We start from the raw sequence: 22,435 nt of genomic DNA on the forward strand, positions 1-22,435 counted from the left end.
TCTCAGCTCAGAAAGATGCGGAAGCGGATGTGCGCCGGAGGCGCGAGGCAGCGGATGTGCCCAAAAGTTGGTGACGGAGAAATCGAACGGGCGGGATCAGGCGTTCGCGGGAGCGGGAGGCGCTCGATGAGGGCGAGGGCGAAGACGGGCGCCTTCAACTCGTGCCGGGCGGCCTCGGGTTTGCCGGGGCAGTCGCATTCGTTTTCGGCGATGCTGAACTGGTGCTGCGGGGGCTCGGCGTCGAAGGTGGGGAGGTACCGGCAGCAGAGTGGATTCAGCAGCGCGAGCACGAGCACGCGCAACAGGAGCGTGGATACGATGAAGGCGTGAATGGAGCGTTTCCGGGGCAAGCGGGGACTTAGGCGCTTGGCCCGAGGAATCGTTCAAATTATTTAATGCAAAAAGCCAGTCCCTGGAGGGACTGGCTTTTCAGAAAGCAGGCGCGACGTGGCGGCTTAGCGGACGGTGCGGAGCTGGACGCTGTCGATGAGGCGGTCGTTGGAGACGATGTCGGTGACGACGATGAGTTTGTCGCCCTGTTTCACGTGGCCGGATTTTTGCAGCTCGTGGATGGCGAGGCTGATGGTCTCGTCGGGGTCGGAGGCGAAGGGGAGGAGGAAGCCTTCGACGGCGCGGAGGATGCGGAGCTGGCGGAGAACCTCGACGGTGGGCGTGAAGGCGAAGATCGGTGAGCGCGGCGGGCGGAGGGCGGCGAGGCCGCGGGCCATGAAGCCGAGGCGGGTGAAGGTGAGGATATGCGAGTGGGGAATCTCGTTGGCCATGACGACGGCGGAGCGGAGAACCTTCATCTTTTCCTGCGTGAAGACGGCGGGCTCGTCGTAGTGGTCGGAGATCTCGTGTTCGATGCGGCGGGCGATCTTGTCGAGGATGCCGACGCATTCGACGGGGTATTTGCCGATGGTGGTTTCGCCGGAGAGCATGACACAGTCGGCCTGTTCCAGGACCGCGTTGGCGACGTCGGTGATCTCGGCGCGGGTCGGCATCGGGGAGCCGATCATCGATTCGAGCATGTGGGTGGCGATGATGACGGATTTGCCGTGAGTGAGGCAGGCGTGGACGGCGGCGCGCTGAATGATGGGGAGTTCCTCGAAGGGGCACTCGATGCCGAGGTCGCCGCGGGCGACCATGACGGAGTCGGTGACTTTTACGATCTCCTCGAGGTTTTCGATGGCGGACTGATCCTCGATTTTGGCGATGATCTGGGCCTTGGATTTATTGGCAGTGAGGAATTCGCGGAGGCCTTCGATGTCCTTGGCTTCGCGGACGAAGGAGAGGGCGACGAAGTCGATGCCTTCGGCGATGCCGACGAGGGTGTCGCCGCGGTCTTTTTCGGTGAACGACGGGAGGTTCACTTTGACGCCGGGGAGGTTGATGTGGCGTTTCGATTTGAGTTCGCCGGGGATGAGGACGCGGCAGCGGATGTGGGCTTCGTTTTTCGCGAGGACTTCCAGGCGGATGAGGCCGTTGTCCACGAGGACGGTGTCGCCGACTTTGATGTCGTTGACGAGGTTCTGGTAATTGACGTCGACGGAGCGGATCTCCTCGGATTTTTCGCGTTCGCCGCCAGGTTTCACGGTGAAGTCGAAGATCTCGCCGGGCTGGAGTTCGATGGGTACGGCGACGTCGCCGGTGCGGATTTCGGGGCCTTTGATGTCCATCATGATGGCGATCTCGCGGCCGATTTTTTTGGAGACGGTGCGGATGCGGCGGATGACGGTGCGGACCCAGTCGTGTTTCGCGTGCGCCATGTTGAGGCGGGCGATGTCGCCGCCGGCGAGGATGATCTTCTCGAGCATCTCTTCGCTCTCGGTGGCTGGACCGAGGGTGAAAATGATTTTGGTACGGCGAAGCGTGGCGGCGTTTGCGTTCATAAGCATCTGAATTGGTGCGCGAATGGTCTGGGTGGGCAAGCTTGCGCACGTTCGCCAGTCAGCAGGAACGATGCTCAGACTCAGGCGAAATCGTGGAGGGGAGTACACATGCCGGGCTCGACGACGGAGAGCAGGCAGCCGGTGGCGAGCGAGGCGCCGGTGAAGGCGAGGCGGACGGCTTCAGGGCTGTTACAATCGCGGCTCAAGTGTGTGAGAAAGACGTGGCGCCAGCTCGGGCTGGCGACGGAGTCGAGGAGGGCGCGGGTGCTCTGGTTGGAGAGATGGCCGTGGCGGCCGCTGATGCGCTGCTTGAGCGACCAGGGGCGTTTCGTGTCGTTTTTGAGCAGTTCGGAGCAGTGGTTGGCCTCGACGACGAGGATGTCCACTTCGCGGATACGCTCGTGGATGTGTTGGGGGCAGTGGCCGAGATCGGTGAGCCAGGCGAGGCGGCGGCGCGGGGTGAGGAGGTCGCCGTCGGCACCGGTGGCGAAAAGGAAGCCGACGGGGTCCTGCGCGTCGTGGGGGACGGTGAAGCTCTCGACATCGAGATCGCGGAAGCGGAAGCGGGCGCCGGTCTGGAAGAGCTGCCAGTCGGGGCGGAAATCGAGTTTTTCCTGGAGGACGCGGGAGGTGGCGGCGTTGGCGAAGACCTTGATGTGGGGGTGGCGGTTGAGGCCGGAGACGATGGCGGAGTGGTCGCCGTGTTCGTGGGTGAGGAAGATGGCATCGATGCGGTCGAGGGATTCGCCGACGGAGGCGAGGAGCTGGGTGGTTTTGCGGGCGGAGAAACCGGCGTCCACGAGCACGCGCGCACCGGCGGATTGGAGCAGGGCGCAGTTGCCCGAGCTGCCGGTGCCGAGGATGCAGAACTTCATGCTCATTTGTCGTCCGTGTGGAAGCACCGGCGGGGCGGCAAGGCAAGGCGGGGGTGGATGTGAATTTGACCCGGATGGGGGAGTCGTTTTTGTTGCACGGCTTATGCCGGAAAAAACTCGTTCACGCTCGTCCAAGAAGGGTGCGGTGGTGCGTCCTCAAAAGGGCACGGTGATCATCACGCGGCAGGTACACTTCAACTCGGCGCATCGGCTGTACAATCCGACGAAGAGCCAGGCGTGGAATCTGGAGCAGTTCGGGCTTTGCACGAATCCACACTGGCATGGGCATAACTATGTGCTGGAAGTTTCGCTGCGCGGAGAACCCGATCCGGAGACGGGATGTGTGATGGATCTGGGCGATTTGAAGGAGCTCTTGAACCGGGTGATCGTGGACAAGTGCGATCACCACAACCTGAACGATGAGGTGGATTTTTTGCGCGGGATCATTCCTTCGACGGAGAATCTGGTGATCGCGTTTTGGAACGAGCTGGCGCCGCACATCACGCACGGTCGGCTGCACAGCGTGAAGTTGTTCGAGACGCCGAGGAATTTCGCGGAGTACCGCGGACCGGAAGGAATTTATTGAGTGGGCGGTTGCCGCCGGTCTGTTCCGGTGGCGCTGACTTTGCGCGGTTATCGTCCCCCCGCGCGTTAAACGAAAAACGAATCATGAAAAAGAAACCTATGTACCTGCATCGCTCCGCCGACGGCGCTGAGCCGAAGATCGCGCGGGCGTTTGATGCGACGTTCAAAGCCGATGCCGCGTACCGCGCGACACTGCCTGACATGATGGAGGCGGCGCAGGACTCGATCCAAGGAGCGCACGTGCCGATCCAGCAGGTGGGCGTGCATAATTTCCGGCTGCCTCTGAAGTTTCGGACGAAGAAGAAGGACGTCATTACGCTCGAAGCGAGTGTGACGGGGACGGTGTCGCTCGAAGCGGAGCTCAAGGGAATCAACATGAGCCGGATCGTGCGGTCGTTCTACGAGCACAAGGACGAGGTGTTCACGGGCGAGTGGATGGGGAAGATTTTGCGCGCGTATTTGAAGAAGGTGGAGAGCAAGAACGCGCGGCTGAAGATCCGGTTTTCTTATCCGATGCTGCGGCCGAGTCTGCGCAGCGGGCTGGACGGGTATCAGTTCTACAATGTGGCGTTCGAGGGTGTGATGACGGGAGCGGGCGAGTACCGCCGGTTTATCCATTTCGACTTCGTGTACTCGTCGGCGTGTCCGTGTTCGGCGGAGCTGTCGGAGCACGCGCGGGACAAACGCGGCGCGTACACGGTGCCGCACTCGCAGCGGAGCAAGGCGCGCGTGATCGTGGAGGAAGTCGAAGGCGCGAAAATCTGGATCGAGGATATTCACGCGCTGTGCGAGCGGGCGTTGAAAACCGAGACGCAGGTGATGGTGAAGCGCGAGGACGAGCAGGCATTTGCGGAGCTGAACGGCGCGCACCTGAAGTTCGTCGAGGATGCGGCGCGACTGCTCTACGGAGAGTTTAATCGCGAGAAGCGCGTGAAGGATTTCCTCATCGCGTGCTCGCACTTGGAGTCGCTGCATTCGCACGACGCGGTGAGCGTGGTCTGCAAAGGGGTGAAGGATGGCTTCAAGGCGGACTTCATGGATTTCGGGTCGCTGCTGTGCTGAGGCGAAGCGGAGTGTTTTCGCGGATGATCGTTATTTTTAATCGCAAAGACGCGAAGACGCTAAGGTCGGAGCAGAGTTGAGAATTTATATTATGAGCAAACCAGTCGTTTTGATTACAGGGGCGTCGCAGGGGATCGGGGCGGCGATCGCGAAAGTGTTTGCGAAGGAATTGCCGGGGTGCCGGCTGGCGCTGGTGGCGCGGGCGGAAAAAAATCTGCGCGCGGTGGCGACGGTGTGCGTGAAGCTCGGCGCGGGCGAGGTGGAGGTTTTTCCGGCAGACGTGAGTGATGAAGCGGCGGTTGAGGGGTTGAAGGCGGCGGTGACGAAGCGGTTTCGTGGCGGAGTGGATGTGCTCATCAATAACGCGGGGGTGTTTCGGGCGGCGCCGTTTGGGGAGACGAGCGTGAGGGATTTTGACGAGATCGTGGCGGCGAATTTGCGGAGCGTTTTTCTGATGTCTCGGGCGTTCGTGCCGGCGATGGCGAAGCGGGGACGCGGGGATGTTTTTAATATGAGCTCGATCGCGGGGCTCGGGGCGTATCCGAACAGCGCGGCGTACTGCGCGGCGAAGTTTGGGGTGACGGGGCTGAGCAAGGTGATGCGCGAGGAGCTGCGGGAAAAAGGGGTGCGCGTGTGCTGCGTGCATCCGGGGGCGACGTGGTCGCCGTCGTGGTCAAAGAGTGGCGTGAAGGAAGAGCGGATCATGCCGGCGGCGGATGTGGCGCGGGCGTTTTTCGATGTGTATCGGCTGGGGCGGCGGACGGTGGTGGAGGAGATCGTGTTGCGGCCGCAGCTGGGGGATTTGTGATTACGGCTTTTGGAGGAAGGCATGGCTGCTTGGACGGTGAGCCGGGCTCTGTGCGGACCGTGGACGATCGATCCTGGACGACACGGAGGTCGTCCCTCCATTAAGAGAACGGGCCGGTTACGGGGTCTTGCAGGGTGCAAGACGGCATTTTTTTGGCTCATGCCAAATGCACGGATTATGCGTGGGGTGAGTTCACCAGGCTTTTTGTAAGGCGTTGTAGAGGTGATGGTTGATTCTAGGTCGGGTGGGTTGGCACAGGCATGGCTTTCTAGGGGGCACGCTTATGAACACCGCCAACGCCATCGGATTTTTTCTTCTCGGAACGGTTATGCAGGTTGCCGCGCTGACGGCCTCGCCGAGTGCGGGCTCGAGCATCGGCTTGGCGGATACGCAGACGCTGTGGCTGCAACTGATGGGGCTGGTGACGGGCGCGATCGGCGCGGGTTATCTGCTCCGGATGGGAGCGCAGGAAATGTCTGTGATGCTGAACCGTCTGGTGCTGCGCCGGTCCGAGGCTCGCGAGCAGATCACGCAAGGGGCGCGTGCCCGGCAGGCGATGCCGGTGGGTGTTCGCGTGCGGTTTTGATTTTCCCAACCGCCTGTTTCGCCGTCGTGTGAGCGATCACTGGACGGCGAGCTGGCGCTTTAGGTAGTTATTCATCGCGGCGAGGATGGCGGGATCGAGCGGGACTTTGTGGCCGCGAGGTTCGCGATCCATCATGAAAGTGTCGTCGCTGCCAAGTTCGGCGAGGCGCTTGCGGAGAACGGTCATTTGGTGGAGCGCGTCGGGCGATTCGGTGATGTTGATGGAGAGAAAGACTGGGCTGGTCGCGGTGCCGAGGTACTCGAGCGCTCCGTGGCGACGCCAGGTGTCGAGGGCGGTTTCGCGGGTGCCCCAGGCTTTGTCGTAGCGGGGAATCATGTGATCGTCGGCACGGAGATCGGTGTAGGTGAAACGGCCCGACAAAATGACGGCTCCCTGGACAGCGCTGCTGACGCCGGGGTGTTCGCCGTGGCCTTCAAATTCGGCGAGGCCTTCGGTGGAGAGGAGCATGAGGGCCATGCCGCTGCCGCGGGAGAAACCGACGGGGATGATTTTACCGCTGAGGCCAAGGGCGGCGGTTTCGGCGCGGAGGGTGCGAACGGCGGCTTTGATTTTCCACGCGGAGGAGGGCATGGCATCGAGGCCTTTGTAAGGTGCGGCGACGGGGTGATCGGCCATGGCTACGGCGAAACCTTCGGTGGCGAAACCGTCGAGGAGAGTGTCGCTGCATATGGAGAGCGAGGTGTTGCCGAAGCGGTCTTTGTTGTCGCAGGAAAACTCGAGGACGGTGCCGGTGCGGCGGGCGGGATTTTCGGCGGAGCCGGAGGGGTAGATGAGGTCGAGGGCGAGCGTGCGGACGTCGTCGTGAAAGAAAACAAGGTCGCGTTTGAGGCGGTGGCCGGAAGGGACGATGTAAACGCGGGAGGCGTCGAAGGATTTTGAGGGAAGGAGTTTACCGGCGCGGAGATCGTCGCGGAGTTTGCCGAGATCGCGGTTGATGAAGGGGACGCAGGCACGGGAGTTTTTTGAGTAGTCGATGAGGACGACCAGGTGGCCGGAGTGGCGGAGGTCGGCGATGATCGCTTCGTCGGAGTCGGTGCCGATGCGCGGGGCGGCGAGGTTTTGAAGGTAGAAAACGACGGGCGGTGGTTGAGCGGATGAAGCGTCTTTTTCCGCAGGTAATACGGCGAGTTTTAGATCGCTACCGGTTATGAGGCTGGCCCAGTTGATCGGCTCATTTGCGGTGGGGGCGGCAGAGGCAATCAGAAGTGCCGATACGAACAGCGTGAAGAAACGGAGAACGGAAAAATGCATAAAGAGAGCGGCCGATGTCGGGATCGACCGCTCTCACGTGAGTGCTTTGAGGGCCTAAAGTCTAGGCTGCGTCGGCAGATGTTTTCAGTGGATCGAGGTCACTGCGGGAGCGATGGGGCGGTCAGAAAGTGTGAACCGCAAGGTGCCGCTGCTGTTGGCCTGGCTGGCGGAGAAGGTGAAGCGGATGGCGGAGGTGGTCGGCGTGATCGACGAGGTGAAGGTGGTGCCTTGCATCTGGCCGATACGGGCGGTCGATGCCGCGGTGGAGACGGGAAGTTCGGACAGGGTGAGCGTGACGTCGATGGGCGAGACCACCTGATAGTAGAGGGTTTTGCCGGGCTCGACGGTGACGTCCTGCGTGGGACTGGTATTTAGATTTTGCGGGCCATCCGAGGAGACGACCTGGGTGTTGCTGACCGGGATTTGATAGCTGACCGGGTAGGCGACCACGGGGCGCGGCGGTGTGGGCGAGACGCAGCCGCTTAGAGCAATAAGTGCGGTGAGCGGGAGGGCGATGAAGGCGGAGCGGAGGAAGCGATGGGTTTTCATAGAGGAGGGAGTTGCCTCTCATTCGCTGTCTGCATGCCAGTGGAGGCGTTTCGTTTTTAGCCGCTGGAAAAGAAGGGGTTAATTTTTTCGTGCGAAAGATGCGGGTGATTTCTTCATCGCGAAATGCAGCCTGCTCTCGGTCGATGCCTGCACTCTGCTGCGTGAGCAGGCGCGATGTATTCAAGATCAGCGGGGCGGTTTGTTTTTATTCCGCTGGTCGTGGATGAAAATGCTGACGACGAGCCAGAGTCCGCCAGTGGCGGCGACGAGGAAGCAGATGATCGCGAGTGATGGGTAGCCGAGCAGGCGCGAAGGCGTTTCGATGCGCATCATGAGCGAGGCGCCGACGATCAATGCGGCGAGGATGAGGCCGGTGGTGATGCGGTTGGCGATTTTCTGCATGCCATCGACCATCATCTTGGCGTCCACGGCCTTCACCTTCACCTCGAGCTCTGAGTTCGTCACCGCATCCATGATACGGTTGAGGCGTCCGGGGAGGTTGCTGGCGAAATCCTTCATCTCGAGGAGCGTGCTGAAGGCGTTTCCTTGGGTAAGGTCTTTGCGCATCCGCTGCGTCATGAGCTGGCTGACGTTTTCACGGATGGAGGCGTTGGGGTCGAAAGATGGGTCGAGGGTGCGGCCGACCTCGTCGAGCTGGAGGAGCGTTTTCCCGAGCAGAGTCAGTTCGCTCGGGACGAAAAGGCCGTTGTCGTGGGCGTTGCGGCTAACGTCGAGGAGGGAGCGGCCGACATTGAGCTGGGCGAGTTCCTGGTCGCGGCGGCGGACGACGAGCTGGGAGATTTTTCGGCGGAATTCGGGGGCGTTGAAGTCCTCCATTTTTTCGCTGAAGCGGATGACGATGTCGGCGGCTTCCTCGCCGTTGCCGTCGCTGACGGCCATGAGGAGTTTGAGGAGATGCTCCTGCATACCGGGGGCGACGTGGCCGACCATGCCGAGATCGAGGAGGGCGATGCGGCCGTCGTCGGTCATGAAGACGTTGCCTGGATGGGGATCGGCGTGGAAGAGGCCGTCGAGGAGGACTTGTTTGAGGTAGGCTTTGAACAGATCGGCTGCGAGGGAAGTGGAGCCAGTCATTTCGAGACGGGCGAGCGGGCCGAGTTTGGTGATCTTGCGGCCGCGGACGTAGTCCATCGTGAGCACGCTGCCGCTGCAGTAGTCGGACACGGGCTGGGGGATCTGGATGGTTTCAAACTCCTTCAGGTTTTCGCCGACCTTGAGGAGGTTTTGGGCCTCACGCTCGTAGTTGAGCTCGTGCTGGATGGTGGTGCGGAATTCTTGGAGGACGCTGTGGAAGCGGTAGCGGCGGCCGACGGCGGTGTGGTTGTCGAAGAAGGTAGCGATGGTGGCGAGCACCTCGAAGTCCTCGGCGATCTGCTGACGGATGCCGGGTCGTTGAACTTTGACTACAACAGGGCGGCCGTCGCGCAAGGTGGCGGAGTGGACCTGGCCGAGCGAGGCGGCGGCGATGGGTTCGGAGGAGAAGTACTCAAAGGCTTTCGAGAGACGAACGCCGATGCCCTCGGTGACGATTTTTTCGACCTCTTCGAAGGGGAACGGCTTCACGTTGTCCTGAAGGCGGGCGAGAGCCTGGAGGTAAGGTTCGGGGAGTAGATCGGGGCGGCCGGCGAGAACCTGGCCGAGTTTCACGTAGGTGGGCCCCATCGCTTCGAGGTCGGCGGCGAATTGTTCGGGGGTGCCGGGGGTGCCAGAGCTGGAGTCTTTTTCGCTGACGCCGAAGGCCTGATCGGAGGCGAGGTGGCGGACGAGGTCGGAGCGGCCGTATTTCCAGAGGAGGGCGGCGATCTGCTGGTAGCGTTTGAGGTGGGAGGCGGAGAGTTTCATGGAATAGCTGGAGTGGATGAGTCTAGGAATGCCGACAGGTGTTTTAAGCAGACGTTCAGGGCACGGCGGCATGGGTGCGGTCTGGAGCGTAGCGGGATTTATTCCTACCTGAGTTGACGTGGAGCAATCGGGAGTAGCTTTCAGACCCGCCGCTCGCGCTGTTGGCATATAGGAAGCGGCTAATCCTTTTAACTATGTTTCGTGCAGCCAAAGACGCCGTCGCCGGAAAATCCGCGAAGATTTATCTCAACGATCTGCTCTCGCGCTATGGGCGTCTGGAGGAGCTGAGAATCGATTCCAAGCGCGGGAGCATGGAGCTGACGTGTTTGTTGCATGGAGAGACGAAGCCGCTGTCTATCGAGGTCGGGAAGTACACCATCGAGCAGCAGGGGGAGACACGGCTGCTGCGGCTTGCGGAATGCCGCTGTGAGCGTGTGTGGGTGCAGAATCTTCTGGCTGATTTTGCAGAGAAAAAAACTTTTCCGTTACCTAGTTGGGCGGCTGCCGCTTTGAGCTAATTCATCGCAAAGTGCATTCCGGTTCTCGGGTGGACCTTGCAGATTAGCGAAATGTGAAGTGATGGCTGACGTGAATTGAGCGAGGGGTGAGACGCCGCTTTTGAGAGGGAGAGTGGTCTCTGGTGTTGGCTAGTGAAGCGCTGCTGGCACGGCTCAAGCGAAAGAGAGGTTAACCGATTCTCATCATTCCGCATTTCACGCGGTAGAGAATCACACGCTAACAACTTCAAAAAACACTCCAATGATTGCTACACTTCTTCCCTTGGCCGCTGCTGGTTGGTCGCTCCTCTATCTGCTCTTCGGTGGCGGCATTTTCGGTGCGATCGTGATTTTCGTGATCGCTAAGATTTTTCGCAAATAAGCGTCCAACGCTGCCGGAGACTCTGTCATGGCTTCAATCGCGCTCATGGACAGCGCTGGTGCGGCCAAAGAAGCCGGATTGCGCTATGTCACCGATGATTCCAGAGGGATCACTCGGCGGCGTGCAGGAAAGGCCTTTCGCTACCTGATGCCGGATGGCGCTCCGGTTAAGAACGCCGACACTCTTGCGCGCATCCGCAGTCTGGCGATTCCTCCTGCTTGGTCAGATGTCTGGATTTGTCCGCTTACGACGGGGCATTTGCAGGCGACGGGACGGGATGTCCGTAACCGGAAGCAGCACCGTTATCATCCCGAGTGGAGAGCAATTCGCGATCAGACGAAGTACGAGCGCATGATTGCTTTTGGCCGGGTGCTGCCGGCTCTAAGGCGCAAGGTGGAGCGCGATCTGCGGCGGCTTGGAACTGGCCGTGAGAAAGTGCTGGCAGCCGTCACGAGACTTCTTGAAGCGACGTTGATCCGCGTGGGCAACGAAGAGTATGTGCGGCAAAACGGATCTTTCGGGTTGAGCACACTACGGGACCGGCATGTCTCGATTCGCGGTGGGACGATGCACTTCGCGTTTCTTGGGAAAAGCGGGAAACGGCATGCGATCGATCTTCATGATCCGCGTCTGGCGAAGATCGTTCGCAGTGCGCAGGAACTGCCGGGACAGACACTTTTTCAATATGAGGACGAGGCAGGCAACGTGCAGAAAATCGCCTCTGAAGATGTGAACGCTTATCTGCGGGAAATCGGAGGCGAGGAGTTTTCGGCGAAGGATTTTCGCACGTGGGCGGCGACGGTTCTGGCGGCGGAGGCGCTACGCGGGTTCGAATGCGTGCACTCAAAAGTGCAGGCAAAGAAAAATGTGATTAGCGCGATCAAACATGTAGCCGAGAGGTTGGGGAATACGCCGGCGATCTGCCGGAAGTCGTACATCCATCCCGTGATTTTGAACAGTTACCTGGATGGACTCACGGTAACGGTCATGAAAACACGGGCCGAAAAAATCTCTCGCGGCAGTCTGACACCGATCGAGGCGGCGGTGCTTGAATTTCTTCAGAAGCAATTAACCGCCGCGCAGAGCTGATTATCGTAGTGGTACACGAGGAAGATACTCGGTTGTGCAGACTAGCGGGTGCCGGGCATCCGAACGCGGGCGGCGAAGGGGAAAAGGCCGCCGAGAGTGCCGAGGACGGCACCGGCGGCGGCGTCGAGGGCGACGTGCTGGCGGGTGGCGAGTGTCGAATAGATGATGGCTAGGCACCAAAGCCAGTTGAGCAGATGGACGATGAGGGGAGCGGAGAGGCTGCGGAAGATGCGGCCGGCGCGGATGGCGGAGAAGACGGCGAAGGCGACGTGGAGGGAGGGGCAGGCGTTGCCGGCGGCGTCGACACTTTTGAGGAACTGGAAGTTTGGATACTGGGTCCAGTCGATGCCGGGCGATGGAATGACGGTGGGCCAGAAAAGGAAGATGCCGAGACCGATGAGGGCGACGGCGGCGGATTCCCAGCCGTAGGCGACGAGTTCGCGGCGGGTGCGGAGCGCGATGGGCGGGAAGCACACGTAGACCCAGAGCGAGAGGTAGATCGGCAGCGAGAACGGGGCGAACGCGATGGCGTGATCGAGCGCGGTGAGCGGCATCACGGTGACGGGGAAGCGGGGGGATTCGAGGAGCTCGAAATAGCCGAGGAAGAAGATCGTGATGAACGCAGTGATGCCGACGGTCTTGAGCACTGGGTGCGCGATCATCCGGGAGAGGAGTTCGCGTGGGGCGGAGGTTTTTTCCCGGGAGTCGGCAGGCATGATTGTCGAGGGCGCGTTAGAAACGCGTCGCCGAGAACGACAGAAGGCGGGCAAGGACGGAAGGTTTAATCCGCGCAAGCACGCTGGCCTATGCGGCCACTTTTAGTCGGCTGACTTAAGCCCAGATCCAAGGCTCGAGGACATGCTCGTAGCGGCCTTTGGCGAGGATGCGGACGTGGCCGAGGCCGGGAAACGGGAGGTGCGCACCGAAAACGCGGAGGCGGTCGGCACTGGCACGGTCGAGGATTTTTTTGCGGGTCTCGATGCCGGTGGCGGGATCGGAGTCGAAGGCGATGCTCCAATCAGGATGCTCGAACGAGACCACGTGATGATGGACGGAATCGACGAGGTGGAGGAGCTGATCGTTGCCCGAGGAGAAGAGGAGGGCGATGTGGCCGGGGGTGTGACCGGGAGCGTCGATGATTTCGAGACCGTCGAGGAGTTTTTCGCCGCCTTTAATCTGGTCGAACTTAATGGCGGCGAGGTGGGCTTTGGCACTGGCGATGAAGCCTTGTTTGTCGGCTTCGGGCAGATTGGCGCCGGAAAGATCAGGAGAGGAGCCGGTCCAGAAGGCGTACTCGTGGCGGTGGATGAAGTGGCGCGCGTTTTTGAATACGGGGGCTTTGGTGACGGGATCGAGCAGGCCGCCCATGTGGTCGCCATGGGCGTGGGTGAGGATGACGGCGGTGATCTGTTCGGGCTTCACACCGGCGGCGGCGAGTTGGGAGGGAAGTTGCCCGGCGATGGGGCCGAAGAGAGCGCCGGAGCCGGAATCGACGAGGACGAGTTCGGAGCCCATGCGAACGAGGAGAACGCAGAAGGGAATGCGGATCTGGTCAGGGGAAACGAAGGCGTTTTTGAGAGTGGCGCTGACTTCATCGGGGCCGTGGCCTTTCCAGAATTGGAGCTGGGAAGTTGGGCCGGCCATGCCGCCGTCGATGAAGGCGGTGGCTTCGAAGGCGCCGATGTTGAAGCGGTAGAAGCCGGGTTGCGCGACGGTGGGGGCGGGAGTGCTGGCGGGCGAAGCATCGGCTCCGAAACTGAGCGAGGGGGCGATGAGGGCGGTGGCGGCGGTGAGGCCGAAGAAGCGGAGGGCGTCGCGGCGTGAGAGCGTGGATGGGCTGGGGAGGAGAGAGGAAGCCATGAGGGCGAAATGGATAGCACTTAATTATCCAAGGGCAACTGGCGGCAGGAGGCTGGGGGACGATAGTTGGCTGGATTTCAGAGCAGTGCAGCTGGGGAAATTTTATCAGCGTGACTCGATGCCAGTAGAGGAAGCTCGATGTTGGAGCAGATCCCACTTGTTGCCGGAGAGGTCTTCGAAGACGGCGACGGTGCCGTAGGGTTCGTGGCGGGGGGATTCGTGGAATTTCACGCCGCGTGCGAGCATGGCGGCGTGGTCGCGGGCGAAGTCATCGGTGTGGAGAAAGAGGAAAACGCGGCCGCCGGCTTGATGGCCGATGCTGGCGCGCTCGGTGTCGTTTTTAGGCTGGGCGAGGAGCAGGCGGGTTTCGCGCGAGCCGGGCGGGGCGATCACGACCCAGCGTTTGCCGGAGCCTAGCGGGTTGTCTTCGACGAGATCGAAAGCGAGGACCTTCGTGTACCACGCGATGGCTTCGTCGTAGTCGCGGACGAGGAGGGAAACGGCGCTGAGGAACTGAGGCATGGGTTCACGGTGCAGACCGTGCGCGTGTCAGCGAGCGTTGTCCGCGAGGGCGTTGGTCTGGATGTTGACCTGATTGTCGAGGCGCTGGGTGAAGTCTAGCGGGTCGCCGACGGTAACGGTGCCGGGGGCGATTTGGTAGGCGAAGACTTGGAAGAAGCTGAGCGTGGCGCCGCCGTAGATGGTGGAGAAGGCGCCGTCCACGGCGTCGAGGCCGCAGGAGACTTTGACGCGGCCGATGCGGGGGACGTGGAAGCGGGCGTCGGTGGTGTGCCAGTGGCCACCGAGATAGACTTCGGCGTAGGCGTGGAAATCCATGTGATTTTCCGGATCGGGATAAGCGATGTCGGGCAGGTGGCCGGTGACGTAGCGGGTGGGAATGTTGAACGTGCGGTTGAGGGCGACGGCGAGGTGGGCGAAGTCGCGGCAGACGCCGTAACCGCGCTGGAGAATATCCCACGCGGAGAGATCGGGGCGGCCGGACATGTAGGTGTACTTGATGTTCTGATGCAGCCAGAGGCTGATGGCCTGGACGCGGGGCCAGCCGTGTTCGACGTGGCCGAATTTTTCCCAGGCGAAGTTGGTGAGTTTGTCGGAGTCGCAGTAGCGGCTGGGGAGTGTGTAGCGGAGATACTCTGGCGGGAGTTCCTCGACGGGCGTGGGGCGTTTGTCGGTGAGGTCGTGGTTGTCGGGCTTCGAGGAGACGGAGACGATGGCGTCGTGTTTGATGACGTTGGTACCGGGGCGCAGATCGAGGCGGAAGACGTGATTGCCGTGGCTGTCCACGAATTCCTCGGCGGGGAGGTTTGGGCCGAGGCTGAGGCTTTCGGCGAGGACAAGGTGCTGGCGGTCGCGGAGGGGCTGGACGTTGAGGAGCAGGGTGGCGCGGCCGGTGACTTCGTAGGTGAGGTTGCAGCCGACGCGCAGCGTGATGTCGAAAACGGGCGAGCGGCGGGGGGAAGTCATGGCGGCATGAACGCAGATACTGAGCCAGTGGCGCGGTTATTCTTGGAAGCCGCGGGGAAAAATCAGGGTGGTGTGCTGGCGGGTGTGCGGCATCGAAAACCCGCGCGTTGAACGAGTGCGTGGGGTGGGGGAAGTCGAGGCGCGACCGTGGGTGTACGGTCCTACTTGGCGGAACGCGCCGGGCTGCCGAGGTAGTCGGCGGTGGCGGAGGTGAGGCCGACGCGGCGGCAGTCGCGGCAGAGGCGGGCGTCGGGGTCTTCGGCGAGGGTTTCCTCGGCGACGATGATGATCTTATGGCAGGGATCGTGGAGGCAGTTTATCACGTTGCGCGTGGCGCGGCCGGTGTGTTCGCAGCGACCTACGGGCGCTTTTGGCTCCTTGGTGCCGACGGGGACGGTCATGCGTTCGTCGAAGACGAAGCAGTCGCCTTCCCAGTGGGCGTCGCCGACCTGGTCGCCGTAGCTGACGATGCCGCCTTCGAGCTGGAAGACGTTTTTGAAACCAGCCTGACGGAAGAGCGCGGAGGCTTTTTCGCAGCGGATGCCGCCGGTGCAGTACATGAGGATTTTTTTGTCCTTCAGGTTTTCGTACTGCGGAAGGAGGGCGGGGAGCTCGCGAAAATTTTCGATGGGCGGGAGGATCGCGCCTTTGAAGCGGCCGACTTCGGATTCGTAGCGGTTGCGGGCATCGAAGAGGACGACGTCTTCCTGCTCAATCGTGCGTTTCCACTCGGCGGGCGTGAGGTGGGGCGCAGTGTCTTTGGTGGGATCGAGTTCGGAGCCGGCGCCGAGGGTGACGATTTCGCGGCGGACTTTGATATCGAGTTTTGGGAACGGTTGGGAGTCAGCGTAGCTGATTTTGAAGACGACGTCGGTGAACTCGGGGCGTGCGTGAAGCGCTTGTTGATAGGCGGTGGTTGCGGCTTCGGAGCCGGCGACGGTGCCGTTGATGCCCTCGGTGCCGAGGAGGATGCGGCCGCGCAGACCGAGGCGTTCGCAGAGTTCGCGTTGTTCGCGCATGAGCGCGGCGGGATCGGCGATGAGGACGTACTTGTAGTAGAGGAGGACGGTGAGGCGGGCGGCGGACATGCGAGAGAGGAAGAGCGTGGGAATTCAATGCGGTTGGCTCAAGCCGTTGCTCTGCGCATTTTTTGCGCGGCGAGAAACTGCATGTTGCGCCGCAGCAGGCATCGAGGCGGATGCAGTCTGCAACTGGCGGCGAAGTGCTCTGAATTTAATTCATTGAAGGGCAGAAGCATCCGCCCGGGGGCGTCCCGTGGCACGAACGAAGCGATAGGCAGAACAATCTGCGGTTCAATGAAACGCAGCACTTCAACCCCACAACCAAAGCCACATTCCATGAGCACTTATACACAGCCACAGGCAGTCCCGGTCGCCGTATCGGCACCGACGACATCTTTCATTTCTTCCGCGCGCGCCCTTTCGTGGGGCGCGATTTTCGCGGGTTCGGTCGCAGCACTGAGCGCGCATCTGCTGCTCACGTTGCTCAGTCTCGGTATCGGTCTGCAAACCGCGCAGCCGCTCACTAACGATAATGTGGCTGCGGACATCACTGTCGCTGCGGGCATAAGCTGGACGATCAGCGCGCTGATCGCGCTGTGGATCGGTGGCTGGGTGGCGGCGCGTTTCGCGGATGTCGCCAACCACCGGGTCGGGCGTTTGCACGGTTTCGTGGTGTGGAGCCTGGCGACGGTGGTGACGTTCGCTTCGTTCACGCTCGGTGCGGGCGCTCTTGCGTCGGGCACGGCAAAACTGGCGGGTAAAACGCTTTCTGTCGCCGGTGCCGGAGTGGGGGCTGCGGCCGGTGCCGCCGCGCCTGCGGCAGGCGATGCGATTCAGGAATTCACACAGGGCAACGGAGGCGTTGTATCCAGTTTTCTCGATGAGGTGACGCCGGCGCAAAACGGCCAGAACGGCCGCGAGGGTCAGGTCAATGTTGCCAAGGCGCGCCGCGAAATCAGCTGGTCGCTCTATCGTCTGTTCGCCCAGGAGGGCGGCTCATCTTCGACTGAAAACCGCGCCGCACTTGCGCAGACCATCGCGCAAACGACAGGTCGCAGTCAGGCGGACGCTGAGCGCATGGTGGGCGAGTGGGTCACTTCTTACGACCGGGTGAAGCAAGAGCTGCAGGCCAAGAAGGAAATGGCTGAGCAGAAGGCGCGCGAGGCTGCGGACAAGGCGGCTGATGCCGCGACGAAGACGGCGATCTGGACGTTCATCGCGTTCATCGTCGGCGCTGGTGCGGCAATCTGGGGCGGGCAGGTGGGCGCTAAACGTTGGTGGAATGCAGAGTACCCCGAAGTTTCGCGTCATCCGTTTCCACAGCCCTGATGCGCGAGCCTGACACGGCCGCGGAATTTCAATTCGGTTCCTTGATCTATCAGCCCGCGTTGTCTCAGGACGGCGCGGGTTTTCTCTTTGGAGAAAACCGCAGCGCGGATGCGCACCTGGTCACATGGTCTGCCGGAAGACGTTGAGGAGTTTGCGGCTTTGGGCGGGAGTGGTGAAATCGGTCAGCGGCGTATTCAGAAACTCGTTGTAGGCGGGGATGTCGCGGAGTTCGCGGGAGCGGAGGTCGCGGAAGGCCATGCCCCAGTCGGGGAAATTGCGCGCGGGGATGGGTTCTTTGAGGAGGACGAGCAGGTTTTTGTGGCGCGGATCGTGTTTGATGCGGGCGAAGACGGTTTCCACGTTTTGCTCCGGGCCTTCGAGCACCTGCATGATGTTGCCGTCTTTGTAGAGGAGCAGGCCGGTCAGTTCGGATTGGGCGTTACGGGCAGAGCATTTTTGCATCAAGGCCACGAGTTCCTCCTTGGGAAGGAGGTCGGTGGCGGCGCTGACGTAAACGAGGTTGATGAGCATGGCGAATGACCGGTCATCGTCACGAAGGCGCGGAAGCTGAAGCCGCGCGACGGGGAGAAAAATGCGAGGCGAGGGAGGGGACCACTCGCTGGCGCTCGCGGCTACGCGGCGGAGGCGGCTCAGCCGATGGCGAGGAGTTCGACGTCGAAAACGAGAGTGGCGTTGGGCGGGATGGCGCCGGGGTAGCCGCGGGGGCCGTAGCCGAGGTGCGGAGGGATGGTGAGTTTCACTTTGTCGCCGATCTTCATAGTGGCGACGCCTTGATCCCAGCCGCCGATGACCTGCTTCGCGCCGAGGACAAAGGTGAAGGGTTCGTCGCGATCGACGGAGCTGTCGAACTTGGAGCCGTCGGTGAGCCAGCCGGTGTAGTGGACGGTCACGGAGTCGCCTTTTTTAGGGGAAGCGCCGGTGCCGGTTTTGAGGGATTCGATTTGGAGGTCGGTGGTGCTCATGGGAAGGGAGTATGGAGGAGGAACGGTGAAGCGTTGAAAGATAGGTCGATTGGAATGACGACTTCAGCGGTGAGATGGGGGAGGGTCAAGAAGAGGGGCGGACGGAAGGGGCGAGACGAGAGCGGGGGAGGGCGCAGCGAGGTGAGTTATCCCGGCAGCATTTCAGATCATGAGGTGGCCACAAAAAGCGCAGAGCGCGCAAAGATGCCGACGGCGGAAGCGCGCGGTTGGGATGCTCAGGAGTGTTCGCCGGGTATTCGTTTTACGGCGACCCACCAGACGGCGGCGATGAAGATGGCTTGGAAGGGCAGGCGGAGCCAGAGGGTGAGCGGGGAGAAATCGGTGCCGGGCATGTGGCCTTGGAGGGCGACGTGGAGGTTGGCGGGGAAGACGGCGATGAGCAGGGCGATGAGGCCCCAACCGGCAGCGCGGCGAGTGGCGGCGATGAGAAGACCGATGCCGCCGAAAATCTCGGCTGCGCCACTGATCGTGTTCATGAGGTCGGGAGCGGGGAGCCAGGGAGGCATCATGCCGAGGTAAATCTCAGGGGTGCGGAAATGATTCGCGCCAGCGATGACAAAGAAGAGGGCGAGGAGCCAGCGGACGACGGGTTTCATGTAGGCGTGTGACCGGATAATCTCTGGGCAGTTCGTGGGCGGGGGTGGGGCTTTAGGGAATTGGCCGGGTTCACGGATGGGGCGCGTTATGGATGATTGTGCGTGAGGACGGGCGCGGGTTGCGTTTAGCGCGATGGCGGGAAACGGTCATTTCATGAGTGATCTTTCTAAACTGACTGCGCGTGTCGAAGCCTTGGAAAAAGCCGTCCAGTCATTGCTGGGGGCGGTGAAAATCATGGAGACGATTCAAGAGGGCGGGCTCGCGGGGCCCGCGAAGAAGACGGGAAAGTCGGCCGCAAAAAAACGCGCTCCGAAGACAAAGCGCGTCGAAAAATCCTGAGTGAGCGGGGCGTGAGGAATCACGCGCACTAGCCACGGAAATTTTTCAGCAGTTGCCGGTCTGGCCGTAGTAAGCGCCGGGGCCGTGCTTGCGTTTAAAGTGTTTGTTGAGGAGCTCGGCTTCGATGGTCGGGAGCTTGGGTTCGAGCTGGAGCGACATGAGCGCCATGTGGGCGATGCACTCGACGGCGATGGAAACCTCGACGGCTTTGGCGACGTTGTGGCCCCAAGTGAACGGCGCGTGGCGGTTGACGAGGACTGCGGGGAAATCGGCGGGATCAAACTTGGCGGAGGTGAAACGCTCGACGATGACGTTGCCGGTTTCCCATTCGTAGGCGGTGGCGATTTCCTGCGGGGTCATTTTGCGCGTCACGGGGATGTCTCCAAAAAAATAGTCGGCGTGTGTGGTGCCGAAAATCGGAATCGAGCGGCCGGCCTGCGCGAAAGCAGTGGCGTGCGAGGAGTGTGTATGCACGACGCCGCCGATGGATTCGAAAGCGAGGAAGAGGCGGCGGTGGGTGGGCGTGTCGGAGGACGGGCGGAGTTTTCCCTCGACCTGTTTGCCGTCGAGATCGACGAGGACCATGTCGTCGGGCTTGAGGAAAACGTAGTCCACGCCGCTGGGTTTGATGGCGAAGATACCTTTGCTGCGGTCGATGGCGGAGGCGTTGCCGAAGGTGAGGTTGATGAGGCCGTGCTTGGGCAGGGCGATGTTGGCTTCGTAGGCTTCGCGTTTGAGTTCTTCGAGCATGGGGAAAGGGAAAGTAGCGAGTAGAGAGTAGGAGGAGAAGCGGACTTTACACAGAGGAGACGAGAGCAGGCGCGGAGGTCACGGAGAAAAACGGGGCGGCGGCGGGCCGCGCGAGGGACGCGGCGCTGTTCCGTCACGTGGTGCCGGGCAGCGGGTGGGACGGCTTGCGGGGGACGCAGAGGGAGAGGGCGACCGAGGCGGCGAGGATACCGCCGATGATGCCGAGGGACCAGGTGACGGGGAATTTCCCGCCGAAGACGTCGTTGAGCCAGACCATCTTCAAGCCGACGAAGACGAGGATGATGCCGAGGCCGAACTTGAGGGCCCAGAATTTATGCATGACGCCGGCGAGCAGGAAGAATAGGGCGCGGAGTCCTAGGATCGCGAATACGTTGGAGGTGAAAACGATCAGCGGCTCCTTGGTGATCGCGAAGATGGCGGGGACGGAATCGACGGCGAAGACGATGTCGCTGAGCTCGATGAAGACGAGGGCGACGAGCAGCGGGGTGGCGTGGAGCACGCCGTTTTTGCGGAGGAAGAAGCGGTCGCCTTCGAGCTGCGGCGTGATGGGAATCATGCGGCGGAGCAGGCGGATGAGCGGGTTTTTCTCGGGCTCGATGGGCTTCTCGGGAGCGAAGAGGATCTTGATGCCGGTGAGGATGAGGAAGCCGCCGAAGAGGTAGATGACCCAGTGCCACTGCATGAGGGTGGAGCCGATGGAGATAAAAATGACGCGGAAGACGAGCGCGCCAAGGATACCAAAGAAGAGCACGCGGTGCTGGTATTTCGGCGGGATGGCGAAGAAGGAAAACACCACGACGAACACGAAGATGTTATCCACCGAGAGGGATTTCTCGATGACGAAGCCCGTGAGAAATTCGAGGGCGGTCTGGTCGGCGAGTGACGCGGCTTGTGCGGCGGTGATGCCCTCGGCGAGGAGGCGCGGGTCCTGCGGGAGTTTCCAGTGGGCGTATTTCCAGAGGCCGAAACAGAAGAGCATCGCGAGGCTGATCCAGACGATGCTCCAGGTGAGGGCTTCCTTGGTTTTGACCTCGTGGGCGTCCCGATGGAAGACGCCCAGATCGAGGGCGAGAAGGCCGAGCACGCCGAGCGTGAAGAGGGCGTAGAACCACCAATAGTCGGCTAGCGGGAACAGGCTGTAGGCAGGCATTCAGTTGAAGGGAGTGGCTGGATACGAGGCGGCGCGCGGGAATTATCGACAGATGCGGGCGGAGCGCATGTGGCGGGACGTGCGGTGGGCGCGGGAGCTAGCGCGGCCGAGGCGTTTGAGGGAGCGTTCGCGCAGGCGGTTTTCGATGTCTTCGACGGCGCGGGTGAAGGCCTGGACGGGGGTGTTATCGATGCGCTCGGTGCTGAGATCGGGGCCGGGGACGGCGACGTGGATCTCGACGCGGAAGGGTGGGCTGGCGTCGGCGCGGTGTTCGACGAGCACGGTGGCATCGTCGATGCGGACGCGGCCGGCGAGGGCGATCAGGCGGGTTTCGATGAGGGAATCGAGGGCATGGGCGGAGCGCGTGGTGAAGTTGCGGATGGTGAGTTTCATGAGGGAGGGAAGCGGATGGTTTTGTTGAGCGGAGAGATTGACGGCGCCGAGATTAGCGCCAGAAAGCCGCTTCGACTAATACGATGTTTCAACTGAATGCTTAGGATTAAGCGAAACGAGGAACCCGCATGGACTGGCTGAATTATCATCATCTGCGCTATTTCTGGACGGTCGCTAAGGAAGGCGGGCTGCGGCAGGCGGCGGAGCGGCTGCATGTGTCGCAACCCTCGATCTCGGCGCAGATCCGGGAGCTGGAGGAGGCGCTGGGCGAAAGGCTTTTCCGGCGGCAGGGGCGGGCGAATGTGTTGACCGATGCAGGGCAGATCGCGCTGCGGTACGCGGACGAGATTTTCAATCTGGGGCGGGAGCTGGCGAATGCGGTGAAGCAGAGCCCGTCGGCGCAGGCGATCCGGCTGCATGTCGGGGTGGCGGACGCGCTGCCGAAGCTGGTGACGAACGAAATCCTGAAGCCGGTTTTCGAGATGGCGCAGCAGGTGCATGTGATCTGTCGCGAAGGGAAGGCGGCGGAGTTGATCGCGCATCTGGCGGCGCACCGGCTGGACATCGTGCTGGCGGACGAGCCGGCTTCGAGTTCGCACCAAGGGCGCGTTTTTAATCATCACCTGGGCGAGTCGGGCGTGACGTTTTGCGCGGAGCGGAAGCTGGCGGCGGCGTTGAAGCGCGGTTTCCCGAAGTCGCTGAATCATGCGCGGGCGTTGCTGCCGGCGGAGACGACGGCGTTACGGCGCTCGTTGGAGAAATGGTTTCAAGCGATTGGGGTGCGGCCGCAGGTGGTGGCGGATTTCGAGGATGCGGCGCTGATGAAAGTGGTCGCGGCGGAGGGGAAGGGGTTTGTGGCGATTCCGACGATCGTGGCGACGGAAGCCACGGCGCGCTATGGGCTGCATGTGATCGGCGCGACGGATCGCTGCGTGGAGAATGTGTACGCGATCACGGCGGAGCGGCGGATTTCGCATCCGGCGGTGACGCTGATCACGGAGGGAGCGCGGGAGCTGTTCGCCTGA

General features: G+C 61.7%; 26 protein-coding genes. 9 read left to right on the forward strand and 17 right to left on the reverse strand.

The features are described from left to right. Positions 1–2: 2 nt before the first annotated feature. The 3 genes from CMV30_RS10490 to CMV30_RS10500 form a co-directional block, all read right to left on the reverse strand. Positions 3–350: a hypothetical protein gene (locus CMV30_RS10490; RefSeq protein WP_096055979.1), complete on the reverse strand. Its 348-nt coding sequence runs from the start codon at positions 348–350 to the stop codon at positions 3–5. A 105-nt stretch (positions 351–455) separates the two neighbouring features. Continuing rightward, complete coding sequence (pyk, locus tag CMV30_RS10495) at positions 456–1,892, reverse strand: pyruvate kinase (RefSeq protein ID WP_096055980.1); 1,437 nt, start codon at positions 1,890–1,892, stop codon at positions 456–458. Positions 1,893–1,972: 80 nt separating this feature from the next. Beyond that, positions 1,973–2,773: an MBL fold metallo-hydrolase gene (locus CMV30_RS10500; RefSeq protein WP_096055981.1), complete on the reverse strand. Its 801-nt coding sequence runs from the start codon at positions 2,771–2,773 to the stop codon at positions 1,973–1,975. 97 nt (positions 2,774–2,870) lie between these two features. Between CMV30_RS10500 and CMV30_RS10505 the strand changes: the two genes are divergently transcribed. The 4 genes from CMV30_RS10505 to CMV30_RS10520 all read left to right on the forward strand — a co-directional run bounded on the left by CMV30_RS10505 (position 2,871) and on the right by CMV30_RS10520 (position 5,808). Continuing rightward, on the forward strand, positions 2,871–3,353 hold the full coding sequence (locus CMV30_RS10505; protein WP_096055982.1) for a 6-pyruvoyl trahydropterin synthase family protein: 483 nt from the start codon (positions 2,871–2,873) through the stop codon (positions 3,351–3,353). 83 nt (positions 3,354–3,436) lie between these two features. Further along, positions 3,437–4,414 carry a GTP cyclohydrolase FolE2 gene (gene folE2 / locus CMV30_RS10510; protein WP_096055983.1) on the forward strand — a complete coding sequence of 326 codons (978 nt, stop codon included), beginning with the start codon at positions 3,437–3,439 and terminating at the stop codon, positions 4,412–4,414. 91 nt (positions 4,415–4,505) lie between these two features. Continuing rightward, positions 4,506–5,222, forward strand: a complete 717-nt coding sequence (locus tag CMV30_RS10515) for an SDR family oxidoreductase (RefSeq protein WP_096057718.1) — start codon at positions 4,506–4,508, stop codon at positions 5,220–5,222. Between the two features lie 283 nt (positions 5,223–5,505). Beyond that, positions 5,506–5,808: a hypothetical protein gene (locus CMV30_RS10520; RefSeq protein ID WP_096055984.1), complete on the forward strand. Its 303-nt coding sequence runs from the start codon at positions 5,506–5,508 to the stop codon at positions 5,806–5,808. A 36-nt stretch (positions 5,809–5,844) separates the two neighbouring features. Here the strand turns inward: CMV30_RS10520 and CMV30_RS10525 are convergent, their stop codons facing one another. The 3 genes from CMV30_RS10525 to CMV30_RS10535 all read right to left on the reverse strand — a co-directional run bounded on the left by CMV30_RS10525 (position 5,845) and on the right by CMV30_RS10535 (position 9,492). Next, positions 5,845–7,080, reverse strand: coding sequence for a hypothetical protein (locus CMV30_RS10525; RefSeq protein WP_096055985.1), 1,236 nt, complete (start codon positions 7,078–7,080; stop codon positions 5,845–5,847). Between the two features lie 84 nt (positions 7,081–7,164). Beyond that, positions 7,165–7,629 carry a hypothetical protein gene (locus tag CMV30_RS10530; RefSeq protein WP_096055986.1) on the reverse strand — a complete coding sequence of 155 codons (465 nt, stop codon included), beginning with the start codon at positions 7,627–7,629 and terminating at the stop codon, positions 7,165–7,167. A gap of 186 nt (positions 7,630–7,815) precedes the next feature. Further along, entirely contained in the window at positions 7,816–9,492 is a 1,677-nt protein-coding gene (locus tag CMV30_RS10535) for an ABC1 kinase family protein (RefSeq protein ID WP_096055987.1), read from the reverse strand. 194 nt (positions 9,493–9,686) lie between these two features. Between CMV30_RS10535 and CMV30_RS10540 the strand changes: the two genes are divergently transcribed. Together CMV30_RS10540 and CMV30_RS10545 are read left to right on the forward strand one after the other, a co-directional pair. Further along, positions 9,687–10,010 carry a hypothetical protein gene (locus tag CMV30_RS10540; protein WP_138223234.1) on the forward strand — a complete coding sequence of 108 codons (324 nt, stop codon included), beginning with the start codon at positions 9,687–9,689 and terminating at the stop codon, positions 10,008–10,010. Positions 10,011–10,398: 388 nt separating this feature from the next. Continuing rightward, positions 10,399–11,460, forward strand: a complete 1,062-nt coding sequence (locus CMV30_RS10545; protein WP_096055989.1) for a DNA topoisomerase IB — start codon at positions 10,399–10,401, stop codon at positions 11,458–11,460. Positions 11,461–11,501: 41 nt separating this feature from the next. On the opposite strand, the gene CMV30_RS10550 is transcribed toward CMV30_RS10545, so the two are convergent. From CMV30_RS10550 to trhO, 5 genes are all read right to left on the reverse strand, one after another. After that, positions 11,502–12,176: a phosphatase PAP2 family protein gene (locus CMV30_RS10550; RefSeq protein ID WP_096055990.1), complete on the reverse strand. Its 675-nt coding sequence runs from the start codon at positions 12,174–12,176 to the stop codon at positions 11,502–11,504. A gap of 115 nt (positions 12,177–12,291) precedes the next feature. Beyond that, positions 12,292–13,320, reverse strand: coding sequence for an MBL fold metallo-hydrolase (locus CMV30_RS10555; protein ID WP_096055991.1), 1,029 nt, complete (start codon positions 13,318–13,320; stop codon positions 12,292–12,294). A gap of 105 nt (positions 13,321–13,425) precedes the next feature. Then, a complete protein-coding gene (locus CMV30_RS10560) occupies positions 13,426–13,842 on the reverse strand; it encodes a VOC family protein (protein ID WP_096055992.1) in 417 nt (138 codons plus the stop codon). A gap of 27 nt (positions 13,843–13,869) precedes the next feature. Then, a complete protein-coding gene (locus tag CMV30_RS10565) occupies positions 13,870–14,805 on the reverse strand; it encodes a transglutaminase-like domain-containing protein (protein ID WP_096055993.1) in 936 nt (311 codons plus the stop codon). A 161-nt stretch (positions 14,806–14,966) separates the two neighbouring features. Beyond that, a complete protein-coding gene (gene trhO, locus CMV30_RS10570; RefSeq protein WP_096055994.1) occupies positions 14,967–15,893 on the reverse strand; it encodes an oxygen-dependent tRNA uridine(34) hydroxylase TrhO in 927 nt (308 codons plus the stop codon). 270 nt (positions 15,894–16,163) lie between these two features. Here trhO and CMV30_RS10575 point away from each other — a divergent pair, with 270 nt between their 5' ends. After that, the gene (locus CMV30_RS10575; protein ID WP_096055995.1) at positions 16,164–17,156 is read left to right on the forward strand and encodes a hypothetical protein; all 993 of its coding nucleotides are present in this window, start codon (positions 16,164–16,166) and stop codon (positions 17,154–17,156) included. Between the two features lie 120 nt (positions 17,157–17,276). Here CMV30_RS10575 and CMV30_RS10580 read toward each other — a convergent pair whose 3' ends face one another. The 3 genes from CMV30_RS10580 to CMV30_RS10590 form a co-directional block, all read right to left on the reverse strand. Beyond that, a complete protein-coding gene (locus CMV30_RS10580; protein WP_096055996.1) occupies positions 17,277–17,687 on the reverse strand; it encodes a BLUF domain-containing protein in 411 nt (136 codons plus the stop codon). Between the two features lie 119 nt (positions 17,688–17,806). Continuing rightward, positions 17,807–18,139: an FKBP-type peptidyl-prolyl cis-trans isomerase gene (locus CMV30_RS10585; RefSeq protein WP_096055997.1), complete on the reverse strand. Its 333-nt coding sequence runs from the start codon at positions 18,137–18,139 to the stop codon at positions 17,807–17,809. Positions 18,140–18,375: 236 nt separating this feature from the next. Continuing rightward, entirely contained in the window at positions 18,376–18,756 is a 381-nt protein-coding gene (locus CMV30_RS10590) for a DoxX family protein (protein WP_096055998.1), read from the reverse strand. 154 nt (positions 18,757–18,910) lie between these two features. On the opposite strand from CMV30_RS10590, the gene CMV30_RS10595 reads away from it, so the two are divergent. Continuing rightward, complete coding sequence (locus tag CMV30_RS10595) at positions 18,911–19,096, forward strand: hypothetical protein (protein ID WP_138223235.1); 186 nt, start codon at positions 18,911–18,913, stop codon at positions 19,094–19,096. A 45-nt stretch (positions 19,097–19,141) separates the two neighbouring features. On the opposite strand, the gene CMV30_RS10600 is transcribed toward CMV30_RS10595, so the two are convergent. The 3 genes from CMV30_RS10600 to CMV30_RS10610 all read right to left on the reverse strand — a co-directional run bounded on the left by CMV30_RS10600 (position 19,142) and on the right by CMV30_RS10610 (position 21,410). Beyond that, positions 19,142–19,846: an L-ribulose-5-phosphate 4-epimerase gene (locus tag CMV30_RS10600; RefSeq protein WP_096056000.1), complete on the reverse strand. Its 705-nt coding sequence runs from the start codon at positions 19,844–19,846 to the stop codon at positions 19,142–19,144. 133 nt (positions 19,847–19,979) lie between these two features. After that, on the reverse strand, positions 19,980–21,017 hold the full coding sequence (locus CMV30_RS10605) for a TerC family protein (RefSeq protein WP_096056001.1): 1,038 nt from the start codon (positions 21,015–21,017) through the stop codon (positions 19,980–19,982). 42 nt (positions 21,018–21,059) lie between these two features. Beyond that, positions 21,060–21,410, reverse strand: a complete 351-nt coding sequence (locus CMV30_RS10610) for an HPF/RaiA family ribosome-associated protein (protein ID WP_096056002.1) — start codon at positions 21,408–21,410, stop codon at positions 21,060–21,062. 128 nt (positions 21,411–21,538) lie between these two features. Between CMV30_RS10610 and nhaR the strand changes: the two genes are divergently transcribed. After that, a complete protein-coding gene (gene nhaR / locus CMV30_RS10615) occupies positions 21,539–22,435 on the forward strand; it encodes a transcriptional activator NhaR (RefSeq protein WP_096056003.1) in 897 nt (298 codons plus the stop codon).

It is taken from the genome of Nibricoccus aquaticus, assembly GCF_002310495.1.
Taxonomy (GTDB): Bacteria; Verrucomicrobiota; Verrucomicrobiia; order Opitutales; family Opitutaceae; genus Nibricoccus; species Nibricoccus aquaticus.